We start from the raw sequence: 20,795 nt of genomic DNA, 5'->3' as shown, positions 1-20,795 counted from the left end.
CGGGCTCCGTCGGCTCAGCGGGTGCGGGGTACGGCCGGATGGGGGAAGCTGGGCATGATCGCCGCCCCGACGGCGGGACGGACCGCACGAGGAGGTCTCATGGACGCTGCAGGAGACGGCGCATTCGCTCCCCCACTCCGATCCCGGCCCAGGGCCCGCACTGCGTTCCTGCTCTGCGCGGCCGCGGCCTTGGCGGCGGGCACCATACCCGCCTCCGCGCAGACCCGGGTCGCCCCGGAGCCGGATCCGGTCGTGGTACTCGACTGCTTCTCCAAGGCCCACATACAGCCCGAGGAGTACCTGCTGGCCTGCGGTGACGGCAACAGCCGTCTCGTCCGGCTCCAGTGGGAGAAGTGGGGATCGAAGAACGCGACGGCCACCGGGACCAACCTGGTGAACGACTGCCGCCCGTACTGCGCGGCCGGCCGCTTCCACCCGTACCCGGTCACCGTGACCCTCAGCAACCCGAAGCCCTGGCCCGACCACCCCGACGTCCAGCGGTTCACGACGATCCGGCTCCTCTACACCGACGCGGCGCCGGCCCCCGTGCCCAAGGACGTGACGTTCAAGCTCTTCCCCTGAGCGAGCCCTTGACGGGCAGCGGCGTGCGTTGACACCGAGAAGTGTGAGTGGTTTATTACTCACATGAACACGGAACGACGACGACAACTCTCCTCGGCCGAGGAGCGCCGCGAGACCGTCCTGCGGACGGCCATCGGCGCCTTCGCGGCTCGCGGCTACTTCGGCACGACGACCACGGAGGTGGCCAAGGCCGCCGGCATCTCCCAGTCGTACGTCTACCGGCTGTTCCCGAACAAGGAGGCGCTCTTCACCGCGGTGGTGGAGCACTGCTTCTCCCGGGTCCGGGCCAGCCTCGAAGAGGGCGCCGCCCAGTCGCGGGGCAGCGCCCCGGAGGCCGTGCTGTACGCCATGGGCGACACGTACGCCCGCCTGATCGCGGACAAGGACCTGCTCCTCGTCCTGACCCACGCCCAGGCGGCGGCCGTGTCCGAGGCCGCCGTGCGCGAGGCCGTACGGACCGGATACGCCCGCATGGTGGAGTACGTGCGCGGCGCGTCGGGCGCCGCGGAGAGCGAGATCCAGCGGTTCTTCGCGACCGGCATGCTCTGCCACCTGCTGGTCTCGCTCGACGTGCAGGACGTGGACGCACCCTGGTCACGGACCCTCTCGGCAGGGGTCCGGCACTACTGACGACTGACGGGGACGGCGGACGTCGGCCGGGCACCCCGGACCGCGGACCGCCTTCCTTTTGGGCAAAAGAGTGAGTGGTCAACCACACACAGAGGAGCACCGATGTCCAGCACACCGCCCGCCCACGAGCAGGCCGCTCACGAGCAGCCCGCCCACGAGCAGGCCACCCGCCCCCGAGCGGTCGCCCGGCCCGCGGCGGTCCTCGCGGTGCTCGCCTCCGCGCAGTTCGCCGTCGCGCTCAGCACCTCGATCGTGAACGTCGCCCTTCCCTCCGTACGCGACGGGGTCGGACTGTCCGACGCGGGCATGTCCTGGGTCGTCAACTCCTACGGGCTCGCCTTCGGAGCCCTCCTGCTGCTCGGCGGCCGGGCGGCCGACCTCCTCGGCCGCCGGCGCGTCCTGCTGGCCGGTCTCCTCCTCTTCGCCGTGTCGGCGCTCGCCGCCGGGCTGGCGAGCACCCCCTGGGCTCTCATCGCCGCCCGTACCGCCCAAGGGGTCGGCGCCGCCGCCATCGCCCCCGCCGCCCTCTCCCTGGTCATGCGGCTCCATCCGCCGGGGCCCGGCCGCGGCAGGGCCCTCGGCGTCTGGGGCGCCGTGTCCGGTGCGGGCGGCGCGGCGGGGGTCCTGCTCGGCGGGATCCTGACCCAAACCCTGGGCTGGCCCTGGGTGTTCCACGCCTCCGCCATCGGCGCGGCCGTGGTGCTCCTCGCTACGCTGCGCCTCGTCCCGGGCAGTCTGGAGGAAGCCGAGCGGGCTCCGGCACGGCTCGACCTGGCCGGCGCGCTGACCGTCACCACCGCACTCGTGGCCCTCGTGTACGGGCTCACGGCCGCCGGCCGCTCCGGCTGGACGGACCCGCTGATCCTCGGCGCCTTCGGCGCCGCCGCCGTCCTGCTCACCCTGTTCGTGTTCGTCGAGCGGCGCCACCCCGACCCGCTGCTGCCGCTCGGGATCTTCTCGCAGGGCACGGTCGGCCCCGCCAACCTCGTCATGACGCTGCTCGGTTCGGTCTGGGTCGGCCTGTTCTTCTTCCTGCCGCTCTACCAGCAACAGGTGCTCGGGGCGAGCCCCCTGGAGGCCGGGCTCGCCCAACTCCCGCTGGCGGCGGCCAACATGATCGGATCGTCGCTGGCGCCCGCCCTCACCCGCCGCATCGGTGCGTACCGCACCCTCGTCGCCGGCCTGCTGATCCAGGCCGCCGGACTCCTCTGGCTCGCCCGGATCTCCGCCGACGGCACCTTCCTCACCGATGCGCTCGGCCCCATCCTCCTGATCGGCCTCGGCCTCGGCATGGCGTTCGTCCAGCTCACGGGCGCCGCCGTCAGCGGGGTTCGGACGGCGGACGCGGGGCTGGCCAGCGGCCTGGTCAACACCACCCGCCAGATCGGCGGCTCGGTCGGCCTCGCCGTCCTGGGGACGCTCGCCGCCGCCCGTACCGCCGGAGCCACCGCACTGCCGCACACCGCGGCCCTCACCGAGGGATACCGCACCGTCTTCCTCGCCTCCGCCGCCGTCCTGGCGGCCGCGGCGGCCCTCAGCCGCCTCCTGGTCCGCGGCGCGCCGCGGCCCGAGCGGGACACCGCCGGCTCGGACCCCCTGCCGCACTCCCCCACCTCCCCCACCAAGTCCCTTTGATCACACCGCAGAAGGAGCGTCCCATCATGAACGAGCCCTACCTGACCGGTCACTACGCCCCCGTCGCCGACGAGATCACCGCCACCGGCCTCACCGTCGAGGGCACCCTGCCGCCCGAGCTGACCGGCCGGCTCCTGCGCAACAGCCACAACCCGAAGCCCGGCATCACCCCCACCCACTGGTTCAAGGGCAGCGGCATGGTCCACGGGATCCGGCTCCGGGAGGGCCGTGCCGAGTGGTACCGCAACCGCTGGGTCCACACCCCCGCCCTCGACGGCGCCCCGTACATGACGGAGAAGGGGCCCGATCTGACCGCCAGCACCGCCGGCACCCACGTCATCGAGCACGGCGGCCGGCTGCTCGCCCTCAGCGAGGCCGCCCTGCCGTTCGAGCTGACGGCCGATCTGGAGACCGTGGGGGCGTACGACTTCGACGGGAAGCTGACCTCGGCGATGACCGCCCACCCCAAGGAGGACCCGGTCACCGGCGAACTGCACTTCTTCTCCTCCTCCCCCTTCCCGCCGTTCCTGATCCACCACGTGGCCTCCGCGGACGGACGGGTACTGGAGAGCCAGGAGGTCCCCGGGGCGAGCGCCGCCCTCAAGCACGACTTCGCCCTCACCGAGCACTGCGTCGTGTTCCTGGAGGGCTCGGTGACCTTCGACCCCGCCGAGCACTCGGGCATCCCGTACGGCTGGAGCGAGGACCAGGTGGCGCGGATCGGGGTGATGTCGCGCGGCGCCGGCGCGGCGCGCGAGATCCGCTGGTTCGAGATCGGACAGGGCTACGGGATGCACTTCGCCAACGCCTACGAGGACCGGTACGGGCGGATCGTCATCGAAGGCCCCTCCGTGGGCCGCGAGGGCTGGCAGCGCTCCTGGAACTGGTGGGTCGGGGCCCCGGACCGCGGCGCCGAGCCCAACTCCGGTTCGCGCGGCCGCCGCTGGACGGTGGACCTGGCGGCAGGGTCCGTCAAGGAGGAGCAGACCGACGACCTCACCGTGGAGTTCCCGACCATCAACGAGGAGTTCCTCGGGCGCGAACACCGCTACCAGTACGCGCTCTCCTTCCCCGACGACCTGGGCATCGGCAACCACGCGCTCGTCAAGTACGACCGCACCACCGGCGGCCGGCAGCTGCGCCCCTTCGGTACGGGACAGCTGCCCAGCGAGGCCGTCTTCGTCCCCGCCGAGGGAGCGGGAGCCTCGGACGAGGACGCCGGGTACCTGCTGACCGTCGTCAGCGACCTGAACGCGAACGCCTCGAAGCTGCTGGTCCTGGACGCCACCGACCTGGCCGTGCCGCCGGTCGCCACCATCCACCTGCCGCGCCGCGTCCCCGCCATGATCCACGGCTCCTGGATCCCGGACGCCACCGCCTGACCCCCGCCGCCGGGCGCGCCGGGCGCGCCCGGCGGGATTTCCCTCCGGGGCGTGTCGAGAATGGGGGGAGGCCTCCGACGTCTCGTGTGAACGGCCCCGAAGGGCCACGGGCAGAAGGAGTGGCACACCATGAAGTACATGCTGATGGTGCTCGGCAAGCAGGAGGACTACGCCGCCATGGGCGGGGCCGCCGTCGAGGGCGGGACCGCGTGGTCCGAGGCGGACCTCAAGGCGATGTACGCGCACATGGAGGCGATCAACAACGACCTCGCCGAGGCGGGCGAGCTGGTCGACGCCGCGGGCCTGGCCTCGCCCCGGCTGGCACGGCTGGTGACGGCGGACGCCGACGGGACCCCGGTGGTGTCCGACGGCCCCTACGGCGAGGCCAAGGAGGTGCTCGCCGGTTACTGGATCGTCGATGTCGCGGACTTCGCCCGAGCGGCCGAGATCGCCGCGCGGGCCTATCTGTGCCCCGTCCCGGAAGGCTCCCCGGCGTATCCCGTCGTCGTCCAGCCGATCGACGAGGGCCCGACGGTCGAGGCGTGACGGACGGGGCCGGAGATCCGGCCGTACCCGTCGAGGACCTGCTGCGCGCGCTGACGCCGCAGGTCCTCGGCGCGGTCGTACGCCGCTACGGGCACTTCGACGCGGCCGAGGACGCCGTACAGGAAGCGCTGCTCGCCGCCGCCGGGCAGTGGCCCGGGCAGGGCCGGCCGCGGAACCCGCGCGGATGGCTGATCCGGGTCGCATCCCGGCGGCTCGTGGACCAGCTGCGGGCCGACGAGGCGCGCAGGCGGCGGGAGTCGCGCGAGCACAGCCTGACGCCCCGCGACGCGTTCACGGTGCCGCCGCCCGGCGAGGACCGCGGCCCCGCCGAGGACGACACGCTCAAGCTGCTGTTCCTCTGCTGCCGGGCCGAGCTCTCGCCGCCCGCGCGGATCGCGCTGACCCTCCGCGCGGTCGGCGGCCTGACCACGGCGGAGATCGCCCGCGCGCTCCTGGTGCCGGAGGCGACCGTCGCCCAGCGCATCAGCCGGGCGAAACGGCACATCAGGGCCTCCGGGGCGCCGTTCGCGCTGCCGCCCGACAGCGAACGCGCCCGGCGCCTGGCGGATGTGCTCCAGGTGCTGTACCTGATCTTCAACGAGGGGTACACGGCGACGTCCGGGCCGGACCTGACGCGGGTGGAACTGTCCGCCGAGGCGATCCGCCTCACCCGCGCGGTGCACGCCCTGCTGCCGCAGGACGGTGAGGTGGCCGGGCTGCTCGCACTGCTGCTGCTCACCGACGCCCGGCGCGGTGCCCGCACCGGGGCCGACGGCAGCCTGGTCCCGCTCGCCGACCAGGACCGCGCCCTCTGGGACCGCGCCGCCATCGCCGAGGGGGTCGCGCTGATCAGCGAGGCTCTCACCCACACCCGGCTGGGCCCGTACCAGCTGCGGGCCGCGATCGCCGCCGTGCACGACGAGGCGCCGAGCGCGCGGGAGACCGACTGGGCGGAGATCCTCGCCCTGTACGAGCTGCTGATCCGGCTGGTCCCGGGGCCGGTGGAGCTCCTCAACCACGCCGTCGCGGTGGCCATGGTGCACGGGCCGGAGCGGGCCCTCGCGCTCCTGGCCGTACTGGGCGAGGACGACCGGCTGGCCGGGCACCACCGCCTGTACGCGGTGCGCGCCCACCTGTTGGAGAGGGCGGGCGACCCGGTCGCGGCCCGCGCCGCGTACGCCGAGGCGGCGGCGCGGACGCTCAGCGTCCCGGAGCGGCGCTACCTCCAACTGCGCGCGGCCCGCCTCGGGTAGCTCTGGAGAGCTACGGCGGAAGACGGCCCTGCTGGCCGCGACGGCCTGCCCCGCACCCTGCGGGTGGTCGGCGAGCGGGACCGCGGCGCCCGGCCCGAGAGAGTGACCGCCTTCGACGACGCGTACGGCGGCCTCACCGCTCAGACCGGGCGGCGGACGGCTTAAGCCGACTGATCCGGCTCCGATGCGGTGATCACCGCGAAGGTTCCGCCCTGCGGGTCGGAGAGGACGGCCATCCGGCCGGCGGCCATGTCGAAGGCCGGGGCCTTGACGCTGCCGCCGGACCGCACCGCTGCGGCCTGGATGCTGTCGACGTCATCGACGTGGAAGTAGGGAAGCCAGTGCGGCGGGACGCCGGGCGGCATCGAGGAGAGGTCCATCATTCCGCCGATCGCGCGTCCCCCCACCTTGAATTCGGTGTACCCCTGGGCGCCCGGCATCTGGGACGGGGCCGGGCTGATGGGGAGTACGGCCGAGTAGAACGCGGCGGCGGCGTCGGTGTCCGAGGTGCTCAGCTCGTTCCAGATCAGCGCGCCGTGCTCGTTGACGATGCCGGCGCCGTCGAAGGAGCCGGCCTGCCAGAGGCCGACGACGGCGCCGGTCGGGTCGGTGATGACGGCCATCCGCCCGAGTTCCATGACGTCCATCGGGCCCACCATGACGCTGCCGCCCGCATCGGTGACCGCCTTGAGGGTGGCTTCGATCCCGTCGGTGGACAGGTACGTCGTCCACACGGTCGGCGGCATCGGGTCCGGCACGGTCCCGTCGGGGTTCATCGCCTTCATGATCCCGGCGACCGGCTTGCCCTTGAGCTGACAGACCGAGTACCCGCCGGTCTCCGGCGGGCCGACCTCGCCCTGCCAGCCGAACAGGTCGCTGTAGAAGTCGAGCGCCGCCTGCTGGTCGGGAACCATCAGATCGATCCAGCAGGGGGTGCCGGGCTTGTAGGGGCCGTTCATGTCGGGCACGGATGCCTCCGGATTGGTGGGGGGGAAGGACGGGCCATCCCCTGACCGGGCCGTAGGGACCGAATCGGGCCGTACGGGTGACGCGACGGCCGTCGCCACCGCGGGCGGAGCCGGTGGCTTCGGGCGGCATTCGTCGCCGGAATCAGGGCTGGTCGTACCAGGCGAATGCCGCGATCCGCCAGCCCTCGGGGGTACGGACGAACTGGATGGTCTTGGTTCCACCGCCCTCGAAGGCCTCACCGTCCAGAATCCCCGACTTACGGTATTCGCCGAAGCGCGACGCGATGTCTCCCGCGATATCGGTCCGTTCGGAGGTCTCCCACTCGGAGAATTCGACCATCCGGCCCCCGCACAGCAACCGCCGGCGCGGCTCGATGAACTCGTCCACGGTGTACGCCGCGAACTCCGGGCCGGTCTTGACGATCACACCACCCGGTAGGAGCAGCCTCCGGATCCGGTCCAGGTCGGCGGCCCTGCCGCCCCGGTTGTCGAAGGCACCGAAGAATTCGGCGGTCACCGCGTCGATCTCGCCCTTGGACATGGCGCGACGGTAACACGCTCCCGAATGGCTCCGCTTGGGTCATCAGGTGGCGCGGCCGTATCGGACCCGCTCGCTCCAGATCCGCTCCAGCCGGACGCGGGTGCCGGGCCGGGGGGCGTGCCAGATCCTGTCGTGGCCCGCGTAGATGCCCACGTGGGTCATGGTGGCGCCACGCGGAAAGAAGACCAGGTCACCGGGTACGCGGTCGGCCTGCCGAATGTGTCTGGTGTGCTGGTACTGCTGGTTGGCGGTCCGTGGAAGCGGTCTGCCCGCCTTGCGGAAGGCGTAGAGGATCAGGCCCGAGCAGTCGAACCGGTTGGGTCCCGTCGCCCCGTACGCGTACGGGGAGCCCTGTTTGGAAGCGGCCACCATGACGGCTTTGGCCCCATAGCGGCCGGCCGCTTGGGCCGGGGCGGCCGGGCCGGTCAGCGTACCGGCCGCCATGAGCGTGACAAGGGAAAGGGAAGCGAGAGTCCTGGGGGGAACGCCGAGGGGAAACGCGTCCCTCCGGGCCTTGCGGAATTCCGTCCTGGAGCTGGGCATCGTGCTACCTCCGTAATCGCTTACAGGCAACAGTCAGATCGCTGAGGAGATCCGGTTTCGTGTCGGCTTGTGTCGTGGCTCCCAATGGCCGTCCAGTCTTCTCCGATCTACTGCACCCAACGCCATCGGACACGAGGAACTTTGTCCCGTTTTTACACCAAGTGCTAACTAATAGTTAGGACCGCCATTCCTGAATTCAGCCCGGAGACCGCCGTTTGGGTCATTCCCGACGGTCACGCCCCACAGCCCGTCGAGACCCCGCGCGGCGGCGGCCCTCATTCGGATGCTCCCTGCCGCCCGGCCCGCCAACTCCCGTACGCGAGAAGCGACAAGTTCCGCGACCGCGCGAAGCCGGGGCCAATTGGCCGCATTTTCAATGGACTCCACTTCCGCTCAAACTCAACGCGCAGCGCTTCAGGGCGGTTTGAAATCGCAGCGTTCCGAGCGGCATGCGCCATTCCAGGGATGACGGCGCCATCGGGGCCGCGGCCTGGCTGGTCACGGCCGCCGGCGCGTCCGCCGCCGGCTGGTTTCGAGGGGATCAGCACCACCACCCGTACGGCGGTGGGCCCCGCCCGCTTCCACCCGGAGGCCGGTCAGGGACGGCTCGGTGGCCCCGGTCGCGCCGTCCGCCCGGAGGTGGGGACGAGCTGGCCGGTGGCGGCGAGCGCGAGCCGGGAGAAGAGGGTGCCGGAGAACCCGAAGAGCAGGGCGACGGCGAGGGAGATCGGCTGCGCGGGCGCGCCCCACGAGTTGTGCAGGAACACCTGGCCGAGGAGGTTCAGCTCCGGATCGGCGAGCATCCGTACGAGGAGCAGCCCGCCGGGGGCGGCCAGCGCGCCGCCGACCGGCGCGAGCACGAGGACGCCCCAGGACGTGGGCCGCTGCGAGCGCATCACACCGATGAGCGGCGACAGGAACCCGCCCAGGCCGCCGAGGAGCATGGAGAGCCGGTGGTCGAGCGCGAGCCCGAGGAGCAGCACGGCGGCGACACCGGTGAGCGCCAGCCAGAGCGCGATGCGCTGGTGCTCGTACTCGCGCTCGAAGTCGTCGTCCTCCTGCCGGTGGAGTTCTTCCGTGGCGGCGATGAGCAGGGCGCGTTCGGCCGGGGCGTCACCGGCGTGCGCGGCGAGTTGCGTCCCGAGGGAGTTGTTGACCGGGTCGGGGTCGCAGGCGAGGCGCAGCCGGAGGGTGAGGCCGCGCAGCGCGATCTCCTCCGGGCCCTCCAGGCGCAGGAGTTGGGTCTCGGCGTGGTGCAAGGCCCGCCAGGCGGCCGCCAGTTTGGACAGGGGGATGGCGATGACCGCGCGTTGCGGCAGCAGGCGCCAGACGACCTGTCCGCCGACCCCGAACCCGTCGAGCCGCTCGTTGATCGCCTTGAGGACGGCGGACTTCGCGACGGAATCGGTGGTATCGGCGGAATCAACGGATGCGGTGGATATCGTCGCGGCGAGGATCGCGGCGCGCGCCCGGCAGTCGTGTACGCGCGCCTGGAACAGGCGGTAGCGGGGTGCGCCGATCAGCCCGCGGCTGGTGATGTACACCACCACGAGGTAGCAGGCGCAGACCAGCCACAGCGCCCAGCGTCCATCCTGTACGACACGTTCCCACACCCGCGTTCCCCCTCGACGCCGGCCGTTCGGATCCGTCGGCCGACAGGGTTGTCTTCCGCAGGCCGGGGCCCGTCAAACGGCGCCGCCGTGGTTCAGCTCCATTCGCCCGGGGGCACGAGGGGCCGGTCCAGCGGGAATTCGGGTACGAACGGGAAGTAGTCGCCCGACGCTCCGGACGGGACGACCGTGTAGCTGCCCTCGGGGAGTTCGTTCCACACCCCGTGCAGATCGCCCAGCGGCTCGGACACGACCAGCCGGGTGTCGTCGGAGACCTCCCGCAGGAAGTCGATCTCGGGGTGGAGGTGTCGTACCGTCTCGGCCTTGCTGCTGTAGAAGAGCGACCGGGTCTTGCCCTGGCTGGAATAGCGGAACGCCCACAGGCGGACGCCGTCGCTGACCGCGACCGTCATCTGCATGGGGTCCTCGACCCCGTGCTCCTTGCCGACCTGTTCCACCAGGCCCGCCATACGGGCCACGGCGCCCGGGACGTCCTGGTCGAGACCGAAGGTGACCGCCAGGTAGAACATGACCTCGGAGTCGGTCGAGCCCTCGATGGACGAGAACAGGGCCGGGTCCACGGCCATGCACAGGTCCCGCCGAAGCCGGTGGAAGTCGGTGATCGCGCCGTTGTGCATCCACAGCCAGCGGCCGTGCCGGAAGGGGTGGCAGTTGGTCTGCTGGATGGCCGATCCGGTGGACGCGCGGACATGGGCGAAGAACAGGCTCGAACGGACGTGGCCGGACAGTTCCAGCAGGTTGCGATCGCTCCAGGCCGGGCCGATGTCGCGGAACACCGCCGGAGTGCCGTCGCCGTACTCGCTGTACCAGCCCACGCCGAACCCGTCGCCGTTGGTGGATTCCACGCCCATGCGCGCGTGCAGGCTCTGGTTGATCAGCGAGTGCTCGGGGCGGTAGAGAACCGCGTCGAGCATCATCGGCGAACCGTAGTACGCGAGCCAGCGGCACATCGCGATCATCCCCTTCCGGCCATTCCGAGCTTAACCGGAGGCGCTGCGGGGCGCCGCGCGCCCCGCAGCTCGCGGGGGTGGTCCCTGATGGTCCCTGAACGCACCGGCGCCCGCCGGCCGCGCGCGCCGGTGCACCGGAACGCCTGGTCAGCGCAGCGGCATGGTCACTTGGATGGTCTTGCCGCCGCCGGGGAGCGGGGCGATGGAGACCTGCTCGGCGAGGAGGCAGATCAGGGGCCAGCCGAAGCCGCCCTCCGACATCGCGCTGTGGCTCTCGGCGGTTCGCGGGGACTTGTCGCTGGCGTCCGTGACGGTGATCTTCAGCAGTTCCCCGTTGATCTCGGCGGCGAATCCGGTGAGGCCGCCGCCGTGCCGGACGGCGTTGGTCACCAGTTCCGAGGTGACCAGGAAGGCGTCCGCGCGGGCCTCCTCGCTGAGCGGCGGCCCGGCCGCCCCCGGGGCGTCCCCGAGGAGTTCGGCCATGAGTGCGCGGGCCTCACCGGCGCCGGAGGGAGTCCTGATTCCCGTCCGGTGTGACGCATGCTCCCCAGGAGTCACGCCATTCACGTCCCGTTGTGGCTGGTGTTGCTGCTGGTGCTCTCTCCCCTTCGTGTGCCCCCTCACCGGGGAACCACACCCCGAGCGGCGTCACGGCATCCGTACGGAGCGGGTGTCGTCCGCCAGCAGGTCGAGGAGGCCCGCGATCTCGTGCCCCGCCTCCGCCGGGTGCCGGAACATAGCGCCTTCCGCGATCTCGTACCGATTGCGCCTGCCGTCGCGCGAGCGGGTGAGGTAGCCGTCGGCTTCGAGGTCGGCGACGATCGACTGGACCGTCCGCTCGGTGAGCTCGCAAGCGGCCGCCACATCGCGGAGCCGGACGCCCGGGTCCCTTGAGATCGCCACGAGCACCCGGGCGTGGTTGGTCAGGAACGTCCACGCCGGACGCCGCGTCTCATGGTTCTCCATGCCTCCATCATGCGTCGTCTCATTCGCGTGAGACAACACGCGAAATACATTTCCCGTAATTCTTGACGTAAGACAGAGCCTCGGCGCACGATCGCCTTGTCAGCGATCCACTGGGGCCAAGGGAGTCGGAGATGTCCCTCGCTCGGGAAGGTACGGCGACGACACCGCCCGGCGACTCGCAGCTGACCGTCCGCGTGGAGCCGGACGGCACGGGGGGCGCGGTCGTCGTCCTCGCCGGAGAAGTGGATCTCGACCGCGCGACGGACGTGCGCGACGTCCTGTTCTCGGCGCTGCGCTCCAGCCCCCGGGTGACGGTCGATCTGGCGGCCGTCACGTTCTGCGACTGCGCGGGGCTGAACGCCCTGCTGCGGGCCCGCCTGGAGGCGATGGAGTCGGGGGCCGACGGCGTCCGGCGGTTCCGGATCCACGGCATGAGCGGGCAAGTGGCCCGACTGCTCGATCTGACCGGCACCCGGCCGTACTTCCCCGACTGCGCCGATCCGGAGGGAGCCGGCCATGACCGGCAGTGATCCCGAGCTGGTCGCGTTCGCGGAGCCACCGGACGGCACGATGTACGTGGTCACGGCGGCGGCGGCCGACGGCGCGCGGGCGGGGTGCCTGGTGGGCTTCGCCTCGCAGTGCTCGATCCATCCGCCGCGCTTCGTCGTGTGGCTGTCCACGGCGAACCACACGCTCCGGGTCGCCCGCGAGGCATCCTTCCTCGCCGTACACGTGCTCGGCGGCGACCAGCGGGAGCTCGCGGAACTCTTCGGCACCGAGTGCGGCGCCCGCGTCGACAAGTTCGCCCGGGTCCCGTGGCGGCCGAGCGCGGACGGGGCTCCGGTGCTCAGCGAGGCCCGTGCCTGGTTCGTCGGCCGGATCGAGCAGCGCATGGAGGACACCGGCGACCACGTGGGCTTCCTGCTGGCCCCCGTCGAGCAGTCGCCCGACCGGGATGCCGGGCCCGCGCCCCGACTGCTGGCCCTGCGCGACGTGGAGGGGCTCACACCGGGCCACCCCGCCTGACGCCGGGCCGGCCAAGAAACCGACGTCAGCAAACCGGCTTCAGGGACGGTTCCGGTCGGCCAGGTCCTCGGGCAGCTCCGGGTACACGGTGAACACGGCCTTCGCGCCGGTGATGTCGAACATGCGGGCCACGGTGGGCCCCAGCGCGGCGAGTTCCACGGAGCTGCCCGTCTCGCGGGCTTCCAGACGCCCTCTGAGCAGGATGTTGAGCCCGGTCGAGTCGCAGAACGCCAGGCGCTCGCAGTCGACCACGATCCGCTCGGCCCCCTGCTCCAGCGCCCCGGAGATCGCCTCGCGCAGCGGTTCCGCGTGGTCGTGGTCCAGCTCCCCGGCGACGGCCACCACGGCCGTACGACCGCTCCAGCGCACGTCCACGGTGAATCGCGGACCGTCGCCGCCGACCGTCCCGTACCCATCCACTGCCACCCGGTGCCCCGCTTCCGTTTCCGTTTCCGTCTCCGGCGGACATCAGACCCCGCAGTGAAGATACGCCTCCCCGCCCGCTTTCGCCGGGCCGACCCGACACGCGCCGTCCGGGTTTCGGCGCTGCCGCCGCCGAGGGGGAGCCCGGGTCCCCGCCTGGCCGGGTGCCCGCTACGCGACGCCCTTCAGCGACGTGGACCACCAGTCGGCGACGGGGCGGTCCTCCGTCACCAGGGTGTCGGCGTGCTCCGCGTCGGTGCCGACGGCGATCCTCCGGTACGTCAGCTTCCGCGCGGTGCCGGGCCGGCCGTCCTGGTGGAAGACGTAGAACTCGCTCGCGCCGCCCGCGTTCTGCCGGCCCGGGACCGGATGGATCTCCATCAGCTGCCCGATGCCCTTCAGCGACGCCTGCCACCAGTCCGCGACCGGCCGGGCCTCGGTCACGAGGACGCCCGTGTGGTCGGCGTGGTCGGCGCGGTCAGTGTGGTCAGCGTGGTGGCCGATCGAGATCGTCGAGTACCAGAGCCGGCCCTCGGTGTCGTAGTGGAAGAGGTAGCTCTCGTTACGGCCGTCGACCCCCTGCCGGCCGGGCACGGGCATGCTCGTGACCGGCCAGACCACGTCCTTCAGCGCCTCCCAGTGTGCGGAGACGGCGCGGTCGTCGGTCACCGGTGTGATCGTGTAGGGGGCGCCGTGGACGGTCCGGACCGTCCGGTACTTGAGCTGCTTGGTGCCCTCGTCGTGCCAGAACAGGTAGTGCTCGCTGCCGCCGTCCACCAGGTCGCGGCCCGGCACCGGGATCGTCATGAGGGGCGAGGTGACCCCCTTGAGCCCCGGCGAGTCCGCCCAGGGCTCGTCCGCGGCCACGACGGCGTCGGTGTGGGCCGCGTCGGTGCCGATGGAGATGATCCTGCGTTTGCCGTTGCCCTGGGCCCCGTACGTCACGTGGACGAGTTTGCGCGTCTCGGGGTCCATGTCGGTCGCGAACATGACCAGCGTCGCCTCGCTGGGCGCGAGCAGGCCGGGGTTGTCGGTGTGCATGCGGGGACGTCCTTCCCGGGGGACAGATGGCCGTGACGGGCCACAGAGCACCCTAGGAGGGGCGCGGCGGGCGAACCGGTTCTTCGTCCGCGTGACACGCCCGGTCCCCTCCGAGGACTCCCGCCGCTTCACCCGTGCGCCCGGCTCCGCTGGCACGGGCGGCGGGCACCCGGCTTGCTGGACGAATGAGACACCCCGCACCGCCCGCGTCCGCCGCCGGGAGCCTGAGTACCCCCCGGGCCGCCGCTCTCGCCGGGATCGTCTTCGCCGTCCTGCTGGCGGCGGCGATCGCGCTCGTAAGAATCGCGCTGCCCGACGGGGCCAGCGGCGCGGACGTGACGATCGCCCCCGGACGGCGGGGCGCGCTGGCCACGGCACTGGAACTCGTACCGTTCGCCGGCATCGCCTTCCTGTGGTTCATGGGCGCGCTGCGCGAGAACGCCGGGGACGCCGAGGACCGGTTCATCACCACCGTCTTCCTGGGCAGCGGCCTGATCTTCGTCGGCGCCCTGTTCGCCTCCGTGGCGGCCGCCGGCACCGTGCTGGACAGCGATCAGGGCTCGCAGTTCGGCCGCCATTTCGCGTACACGCTGCTGACCACGTACGCGATGCGGATGGCTGCCGTCTTCGTGTTCGCCACCTCCACCATCGGACGCAAACTCGGCGTCCTCCCCCTCCCGGTCGCCCTGTTCGGGTACGCGGTCGGCCTGGTCCTGCTGGTGGCCGGCTCCTCCTTCCCGTGGAGCGAGATGGTCTTCCCCGCCTGGGCGCTGATCGTCAGCCTGTGCATCCTCTCCGGGCGCTCCGGGCGCTCCGGGGCCTCAGGGGCCTCAGGGGCCTCAGGGTGATTCACGCGCGCGGCGGTCACTCCAACGGACCGGCCGGACGGGCCGGAGGCGGCCGCGCGGCGCACGCTGGGCCGGGGAACCACGGGGCCAAGGACCCGGGGGCCGTCGAAAGGACCGCACCTTGCTGAGGCTTGTCGTCGATCTCAACCGATGCCAGGGATACGCGCAGTGCGCCTTCCTGGCGCCCGATGTCTTCGCGATGCACGGGGACGAGGGGCTGCTCTACGACCCGGAGGCCGAGGACGCCCAGCGGGCGCGGGTGGCCCAGGCCGTCGCGGCCTGCCCCGTCCAGGCGATCCTCGTGGACGAGCTGGACATGGCGGCCGCGCAGGGCGCCGGGGAGGCCTCCCATGCCTGACGGGGCCCTGGAACACCTCAAGCGCGAGGGCCGGATCGTCGTCGTCGGGGCGTCCCTCGCCGGCCTGCGGGCCGCCGAGACCCTGCGCGACAAGGGCTTCGCCGGTTCGCTCACCATGATCGGCGACGAGCCGTACGAGCCGTACGACCGCCCGCCGCTGTCCAAGCAGGTGCTGCTCGGCCGGGCCGGAGCCGAGCGGACCGCGCTGCCGCGGCGCCGCGAGATCGACGCCGAGTGGCGCCTCGGCGTACCGGCCGCCGGCCTCGACATGGCGGCCCGGCGGGTCAAGCTGGCCGACGGCGACGAGGTCCCGTACGACCGGCTGCTCATCGCCACGGGCGTACGGGCCCGGCCCTGGCCGAACGAGGCCGAGGCGGAGCTCGAAGGCGTCTTCGTGCTGCGCACCCGGGACGACGGCGCGGCGCTGGCCCGGCGCCTCGACGCCGGACCGCGCCGGGTGCTGGTCGTGGGCGCCGGGTTCACCGGCTCCGAGATCGCCTCCGCCTGCCGCGAGCGCGGGCTGGAGGTGACCGTCGCCGAACGCGGGGATGCTCCCCTGGTCGGCGCGCTGGGCGGGGTCGTCGGGGCCGTCGCCGCCGAACTCCAGCGGGAGAACGGGGTCGATCTGCGCACCGGCATCATGGTCACGGCCCTGGAGGGCGATGCCACCGGGCGGGTCCGCGCCGCGCACTTCTCCGACGGCACCACCCTGGAGTGCGACGTCGTCGTCGTCTCGCTCGGCGCCCAGCGCAACACCGAGTGGCTGTCCGGATCCGGGCTCGGCGCCGGTCCGCGCGGCATCGCCTGCGACGCGGGCTGCCGGGCCTTCGACATCCGCGGCATCGTCACCGACGACATCTTCGTCGCGGGCGACGTCGCGCGCTCCCCGCACCCGCTGTTCGGGTACCAGTTCCTGTCCCTGGAGCACTGGGGCAACGCCGTCTCCCAGGCGGAGACCGCGGCCCACAACATGCTCAGCGAGAGCACCGACCGGCGCCCCCACATCTGGGTGCCGGCGTTCTGGTCCACCCAGTTCGGGGTGAACATCAAATCCGTCGGCGTGCCCCCGATGGGCACGGAGATCATGATCACCCAGGGCTCACGGGCCGAGCGCCGCTTCACCGGTGTCTACGGCTACCAGGGCCGGGTCATCGGGGCGGTCACCTTCGACAACTGCCGCTGGCTGCAGTTCTACCAGCAGCAGATCGAGGCCACCGCCCCCTTCCCGCCGCCGTTCCCCACCGTGGACCGGCGCCCGGAGGGGCAGAAGGCGCTGCCCGCGGACTTCCCCGACCCGTCCCTGCCCACGCACGGGCCGACCATCACCCTCAGCGGATATTCGCCGGCCGACCGGCGGATGACCTTCACCCCCGCCGGGCACTGACCCGACCGCCCTCCGGAGGACCCGGCATGAAGCACGGCATCCTGACCGACATCCTGGACTACTCCAACCGCGCGAACCCGTACCCGCTGTACGAGGAGCTGCGCAAGACCCCGGTGTTCCACGACGGGGACGGCCCGTACGTCATCAGCACCTACTTCGACATCCAGAGCCTGCTGCACGACCCGCGGCTCAGCTCGGACGCCCGCAACCTGGCGGCGACGGCCGGGGATCCGCTGGCCGAGAGCGGGGAGGAGGGCGCGGCGGCGCTGCCGCCGAGCTTCCTGAAGCTGGACCCGCCGGAGCACGACCGGCTGCGCCGGATGACCAACCGGCCGTTCGGCCCCCCGCATTCCCCGCACCGGATCGACGGGATGCGCGACGACCTCCGCGGCATCGTCACCGGTCTGATCGACAACCTCGGCGATCCGGGGCGGATCGACCTGGTGGACCAGTTCTCGTACCCGTTCCCGGTCACCATGATCTGTCGGCTGCTCGGTGTGCCGCGCGAGGACGAGGCCCGCTTCCACGTCTGGGCCGACACCCTCGCCGCGAGCCTGGACCCCGACCCGGACTCCGATCCGACGGAGCGTGACAAGACCACGCACGACGCCCGCATGGAGCTCGGCATGTACCTGGCCGGGCTGATCGAGGAGCGGCGCAAGGACCCCAAGGACGACATGCTGTCCCAACTGGCCGTCGCGCACGGCGAGGACGGCTCGATGAGCACCATGGAGCTGCTCAGCACCGCCGCCCTGCTGCTCATCGCGGGCCACGAGACCACCGTCAACCTGATCACCAACGGGATGCTGACGCTGCTGCGCCATCCGGACGTGCTGCGGCAGCTACGCGAGACCCCGGGGCTGGCGGTGCCCCTGGTGGAGGAGCTGCTGCGGTTCGAGCCGCCCGTGCAGCTGCTGCCGCAGCGCACGCCGCTCGTCGACATCGAGGTCCGGGGGGTCACGATCCCCAAGGGCTCCTCGATGTGGCTGATCCTCGCCTCCGGCAACCGGGACCCGCACCGGTTCGAGGACCCGGACCGCTTCGACCCGTACCGCAAGGACATCCAGCACCTGGGGCTCGGCAGCGGCATCCACAGCTGCTTCGGCGCCCCGCTGGCCCGGCTGGAGGCGCAGCTCGCGCTGAGCGAGCTGGCCCGGCGCCTGGAGAACCCGCAGCTGATCGAGGACCCGCCGCCCTACCGGCAGAACGCGGTCCTGCGCGGACCGCGCCACCTGTACGTGACCTGCGACGGGATCCGTTCCTGAGCGGACCGGCGGCGGTCCGGCGACGGACCGGCGACGGACCGGCGGCCGTCCGGCGGGGGTGGTGCGCGTCCGGCGGGGGTGGTGGGCGGAGTTCACCCGGGCGCCGCCGGCCGCCCCCGCGCGTCACCGCGCCCGGACGTCTGGTGGGGGCGGCGAGGGCTATGTAATGTCACATCGCATGACCTCTCGCATCATGCCCTTACGCCGCGCCGCGTCCGCCGCGGCCCTTCTCGCCACGGTCCTCCCCCTGGCCGTCACCTCCCCCGCGCACGCGGACGGCGGCTCCTCCCCCTGCCGCACCCCGGTCTCCGTCCCGCTCGACGCCGAACAGGCGCGGCTCGCGGACGCGCGGACCACCGCTCTCGTCGAGCGCGCCGGCTTCACGGACTTCGTACGGCGCTTCCCCGCCGCGCTGTGCAGCGTACGGAGCGAGGACGAGGCGGGCCGCCTGGTCGACTCCTGGGGCGAGGCCCTCTGGCAGGCCGCCGTGCGCCGGGCCCAGGGGCAGCGACCCGGCGGCGACCTCACGGCCGGGGACGACCGGCCGCTCTACTGGGCGCGCGTGGCCATGACCGCCGGACTCGCCCGCTGGGAACCGGGGTTCGCCCTGGACCGGGCCGCGCTGCGCACCCGCTTCGAGGACGCCTCCCGCGGTCTGACGAACAACGCCTTCCGGGCCGCGCCCGGCGTCCGGCGCGTGTTCATCAGCGGGTTCGACCCCTTCGGGCTCGACGCCGAGATCCGCCGGGCCAACCCCTCCGGCTCGGCCGCGCTCCAGCTGAGCGGCCGCCGCGTCACCCTCGCCGACGGCAGCAGCGCCGAGATCCGCGCCGTGGTCCTGCCCGTGCGGTACGCCGACTTCGACGCCGGCATCGTGGAGCGGGCGTTCACCCCCCGGCTGGCGGGCGGCCCCGGCGCGGCGGACGTCATCACCAGCGTCAGCCAGGGCTACCCCGGCATCTTCACCCTGGAGGACTGGGCCGGGCGGGCCCGCTCGGCGGACCCGTACCCCGACAACAACCGCGCCCTCTCCGGCGGCACCCGCGAGCACCCCGTCACCGCGCCCGGCCTGGGCCCCGGACCGGAGTTCATCCGGACCACGCTGCCCGCCGCCGCGGTCACCGCCGCGGTGCGGGGCCCGTACCCGGTCCTCCTCAACACCGAGGTCACCGAGATACCGGCTGGTGGCACGGCGCCCGTCGACCGGGCCGACGGTCCCACCCCCGGCTCGCGGGCCGTGGAGGGCGGTGGGGGCGGCTACCTGTCCAACGAGGTGGCGTACCGCTCCAACCGGCTGCGCGCCGAGCTCACCCCGCGACTGCCGGGCGGCCATCTGCACACCCCGGTGCTCACCGGCCTGCCCGCCGACCAGCAGCTGCTGACCGGACCCGAGTTCGAGCGCAACGAAAGCGCGATCACCGCCGAGGTCCGCGCGATCCTGGAACACGCCGCCGCCCGTCCGTAGCGGCCGGGCCGGCGCGGGGGTGGCGGGGTGTCACACCGGCCCACCTGCGGTGCCGTCGGATGCCATGGGGCAGGATGGCAGCCCGTTCCGGATGTGTGCGTACGCCCGAACGGAGCTCCAGGCACGACGAACTGACAGGTGACAAGGTGACGACACACCTCATACGACGGCCGGCACCGCCCGCCGCCACTCCCCCGGGCCGGCGCGGAGCGGAGGGCGTCCGTTGAACCGGGAGCTCCTCCTGCACGACTGGCTGGTGGCCGGCATCGCGCTGGCCGCGGGAGCCGCCGCCGGGCTGTTGCTGCGCGCCCTGATGCGGTGGCTGGGGCGGCACGCCGAGCGCACCCGGTGGCGGGGCGACGACATCATCGTCGACGCGCTGCGCACCATCGCGCCCGGCGCCGCCCTCATCGCCGGCGCCGCGGTCGCGGCGACGACCCTGCCGCTCACCGCGCGGGTCGAGGGGTTCGTCAACCAGTCGCTGACCGCGGTGCTCATCCTCATCGCCACGCTCAGCGCGGCGCGCGTCATCGCGGGCCTCGTCCAGTCCGTGGCGGGGGCGCGGACCGGGGTGGCCGGGTCGGCGTCCATCTTCGTCAACATCACCCGTGTCGTGGTCCTGGTGATGGGCGTGCTCGTCGCGCTGGAGACGGTGGGCGTGTCCATCGCGCCGCTGGTGACCGCGCTCGGGGTCGGCGGTCTCGCGGTCGCCCTCGCCCTGCAGGACACCCTCGCCAACCTCTTCGCGGGCGTGCACATCCTCGCCTCGAAGACCGTGCAGCCCGGCGACTACATCCGGCTCAGCAGCGGCGAGGAGGGCTATGTCGTCGACATCAACTGGCGCAACACCGTGGTGCGCAACCTGTCGAACAACCTCGTGATCATCCCCAACGGGCGTCTCGCGCGGACGAACATGACCAACTTCACCCAGCCCGAGCAGCAGTTGTCGATCTCGGTGCAGGTCGGGGTGGGCTACGAGAGCGACCTGGAGCACGTGGAGCGGGTCACCCTCGACGTGGTCGACAGCGTGATGGCCGACATCAACGGCGCGGTCCCCGATCACGAAGGCGCGGTCCGCTTCCACACGTTCGCGGATTCCCGGATCAACTTCACGGTGATCCTGGGCGTCGGCGAGTTCAGCGACCAGTACCGGATCAAGCACGAGTTCATCAAGCGGCTGCACCAGCGCTTCCGGGCGGAGGGCATCTCCATCCCCGCCCCGACCCGGACGGTCGCCGTTCACCGGGACGAGTTCCAGACGGCGCCGTCCGCGCCGGTCCCCCACCAGCGCGACGCGCCGCCGTCGCTGCTCTCGGACGGCGGCCGCTAGGATCCCCGGCCCTCCGGCCCGGCCCGGC

At 72.4% G+C, this 20,795-nt stretch carries 23 protein-coding genes; 14 read left to right on the top strand and 9 right to left on the bottom strand.

Going from position 1 to position 20,795, the window contains the following annotated elements; genetic code table 11:
* Positions 1 to 99 precede the first annotated feature (99 nt).
* From IE248_RS26280 to IE248_RS26255, 6 genes are all read left to right on the top strand, one after another.
* A complete protein-coding gene (locus IE248_RS26280; protein ID WP_190031891.1) occupies positions 100 to 582 on the top strand; it encodes a hypothetical protein in 483 nt (160 codons plus the stop codon).
* A gap of 63 nt (positions 583 to 645) precedes the next feature.
* A complete protein-coding gene (locus IE248_RS26275; RefSeq protein WP_123075563.1) occupies positions 646 to 1,212 on the top strand; it encodes a TetR/AcrR family transcriptional regulator in 567 nt (188 codons plus the stop codon).
* A 102-nt stretch (positions 1,213 to 1,314) separates the two neighbouring features.
* Positions 1,315 to 2,847 carry a DHA2 family efflux MFS transporter permease subunit gene (locus IE248_RS26270; protein ID WP_190031890.1) on the top strand — a complete coding sequence of 511 codons (1,533 nt, stop codon included), beginning with the start codon at positions 1,315 to 1,317 and terminating at the stop codon, positions 2,845 to 2,847.
* A gap of 26 nt (positions 2,848 to 2,873) precedes the next feature.
* Positions 2,874 to 4,229, top strand: coding sequence for a carotenoid oxygenase family protein (locus IE248_RS26265; protein ID WP_008740820.1), 1,356 nt, complete (start codon positions 2,874 to 2,876; stop codon positions 4,227 to 4,229).
* A gap of 129 nt (positions 4,230 to 4,358) precedes the next feature.
* Positions 4,359 to 4,775, top strand: a complete 417-nt coding sequence (locus IE248_RS26260) for a YciI family protein (protein ID WP_190031889.1) — start codon at positions 4,359 to 4,361, stop codon at positions 4,773 to 4,775.
* Complete coding sequence (locus IE248_RS26255; protein WP_190031888.1) at positions 4,772 to 6,028, top strand: RNA polymerase sigma factor; 1,257 nt, start codon at positions 4,772 to 4,774, stop codon at positions 6,026 to 6,028. The genes IE248_RS26260 and IE248_RS26255 overlap by 4 nt, the downstream gene beginning before the upstream one ends.
* Positions 6,029 to 6,189: 161 nt before the next feature.
* Here the strand turns inward: IE248_RS26255 and IE248_RS26250 are convergent, their stop codons facing one another.
* From IE248_RS26250 to IE248_RS26220, 7 genes are all read right to left on the bottom strand, one after another.
* Positions 6,190 to 6,987, bottom strand: a complete 798-nt coding sequence (locus IE248_RS26250) for a VOC family protein (RefSeq protein WP_190031944.1) — start codon at positions 6,985 to 6,987, stop codon at positions 6,190 to 6,192.
* A 151-nt stretch (positions 6,988 to 7,138) separates the two neighbouring features.
* The gene (locus tag IE248_RS26245; protein ID WP_008740825.1) at positions 7,139 to 7,537 is read right to left on the bottom strand and encodes a nuclear transport factor 2 family protein; all 399 of its coding nucleotides are present in this window, start codon (positions 7,535 to 7,537) and stop codon (positions 7,139 to 7,141) included.
* Positions 7,538 to 7,579: 42 nt separating this feature from the next.
* On the bottom strand, positions 7,580 to 7,981 hold the full coding sequence (locus IE248_RS26240; protein WP_229895531.1) for a C40 family peptidase: 402 nt from the start codon (positions 7,979 to 7,981) through the stop codon (positions 7,580 to 7,582).
* Positions 7,982 to 8,676: 695 nt separating this feature from the next.
* On the bottom strand, positions 8,677 to 9,693 hold the full coding sequence (locus IE248_RS26235; protein WP_190031887.1) for a hypothetical protein: 1,017 nt from the start codon (positions 9,691 to 9,693) through the stop codon (positions 8,677 to 8,679).
* 92 nt (positions 9,694 to 9,785) lie between these two features.
* Complete coding sequence (locus IE248_RS26230) at positions 9,786 to 10,661, bottom strand: class II glutamine amidotransferase (RefSeq protein ID WP_008740829.1); 876 nt, start codon at positions 10,659 to 10,661, stop codon at positions 9,786 to 9,788.
* A gap of 147 nt (positions 10,662 to 10,808) precedes the next feature.
* A complete protein-coding gene (locus IE248_RS26225; RefSeq protein ID WP_050779331.1) occupies positions 10,809 to 11,144 on the bottom strand; it encodes an ATP-binding protein in 336 nt (111 codons plus the stop codon).
* Positions 11,145 to 11,309: 165 nt separating this feature from the next.
* A complete protein-coding gene (locus IE248_RS26220; RefSeq protein WP_037792573.1) occupies positions 11,310 to 11,627 on the bottom strand; it encodes a helix-turn-helix transcriptional regulator in 318 nt (105 codons plus the stop codon).
* 131 nt (positions 11,628 to 11,758) lie between these two features.
* Here IE248_RS26220 and IE248_RS26215 point away from each other — a divergent pair, with 131 nt between their 5' ends.
* Both IE248_RS26215 and IE248_RS26210 read left to right on the top strand, forming a co-directional pair.
* Positions 11,759 to 12,157, top strand: coding sequence for an STAS domain-containing protein (locus tag IE248_RS26215; protein WP_008740832.1), 399 nt, complete (start codon positions 11,759 to 11,761; stop codon positions 12,155 to 12,157).
* Positions 12,144 to 12,653, top strand: coding sequence for a flavin reductase family protein (locus tag IE248_RS26210; protein ID WP_190031886.1), 510 nt, complete (start codon positions 12,144 to 12,146; stop codon positions 12,651 to 12,653). The genes IE248_RS26215 and IE248_RS26210 overlap by 14 nt, the downstream gene beginning before the upstream one ends.
* Positions 12,654 to 12,692: 39 nt before the next feature.
* Here IE248_RS26210 and IE248_RS26205 read toward each other — a convergent pair whose 3' ends face one another.
* Complete coding sequence (locus IE248_RS26205) at positions 12,693 to 13,073, bottom strand: STAS domain-containing protein (RefSeq protein ID WP_100581741.1); 381 nt, start codon at positions 13,071 to 13,073, stop codon at positions 12,693 to 12,695.
* A 174-nt stretch (positions 13,074 to 13,247) separates the two neighbouring features.
* The gene (locus IE248_RS26200; RefSeq protein ID WP_190031885.1) at positions 13,248 to 14,117 is read right to left on the bottom strand and encodes a hypothetical protein; all 870 of its coding nucleotides are present in this window, start codon (positions 14,115 to 14,117) and stop codon (positions 13,248 to 13,250) included.
* 185 nt (positions 14,118 to 14,302) lie between these two features.
* Between IE248_RS26200 and IE248_RS26195 the strand changes: the two genes are divergently transcribed.
* From IE248_RS26195 to IE248_RS26170, 6 genes are all read left to right on the top strand, one after another.
* Complete coding sequence (locus IE248_RS26195; protein WP_100581743.1) at positions 14,303 to 14,965, top strand: hypothetical protein; 663 nt, start codon at positions 14,303 to 14,305, stop codon at positions 14,963 to 14,965.
* A gap of 124 nt (positions 14,966 to 15,089) precedes the next feature.
* Positions 15,090 to 15,323 (top strand): ferredoxin, encoded by a 234-nt coding sequence (locus IE248_RS26190; protein ID WP_037792611.1) that lies wholly within the window; start codon positions 15,090 to 15,092, stop codon positions 15,321 to 15,323.
* A complete protein-coding gene (locus tag IE248_RS26185) occupies positions 15,316 to 16,707 on the top strand; it encodes an NAD(P)/FAD-dependent oxidoreductase (RefSeq protein WP_073794232.1) in 1,392 nt (463 codons plus the stop codon). The genes IE248_RS26190 and IE248_RS26185 overlap by 8 nt, the downstream gene beginning before the upstream one ends.
* A 26-nt stretch (positions 16,708 to 16,733) precedes the next feature.
* Positions 16,734 to 17,972 (top strand): cytochrome P450, encoded by a 1,239-nt coding sequence (locus tag IE248_RS26180; RefSeq protein WP_037792580.1) that lies wholly within the window; start codon positions 16,734 to 16,736, stop codon positions 17,970 to 17,972.
* A 178-nt stretch (positions 17,973 to 18,150) separates the two neighbouring features.
* Entirely contained in the window at positions 18,151 to 19,437 is a 1,287-nt protein-coding gene (locus tag IE248_RS26175; protein ID WP_229895530.1) for a PA0049 family protein, read from the top strand.
* 223 nt (positions 19,438 to 19,660) lie between these two features.
* Positions 19,661 to 20,767, top strand: coding sequence for a mechanosensitive ion channel family protein (locus IE248_RS26170; RefSeq protein ID WP_037796900.1), 1,107 nt, complete (start codon positions 19,661 to 19,663; stop codon positions 20,765 to 20,767).
* The last annotated feature ends 28 nt before the right edge of the window (positions 20,768 to 20,795 follow it).

This window comes from Streptomyces goshikiensis, from assembly GCF_014650555.1.
GTDB lineage: Bacteria > Actinomycetota > Actinomycetes > Streptomycetales > Streptomycetaceae > Streptomyces > Streptomyces goshikiensis.
Note: the sequence above shows the minus strand (reverse complement) of the source record. Positions and strands in the feature narration are given on the sequence as shown.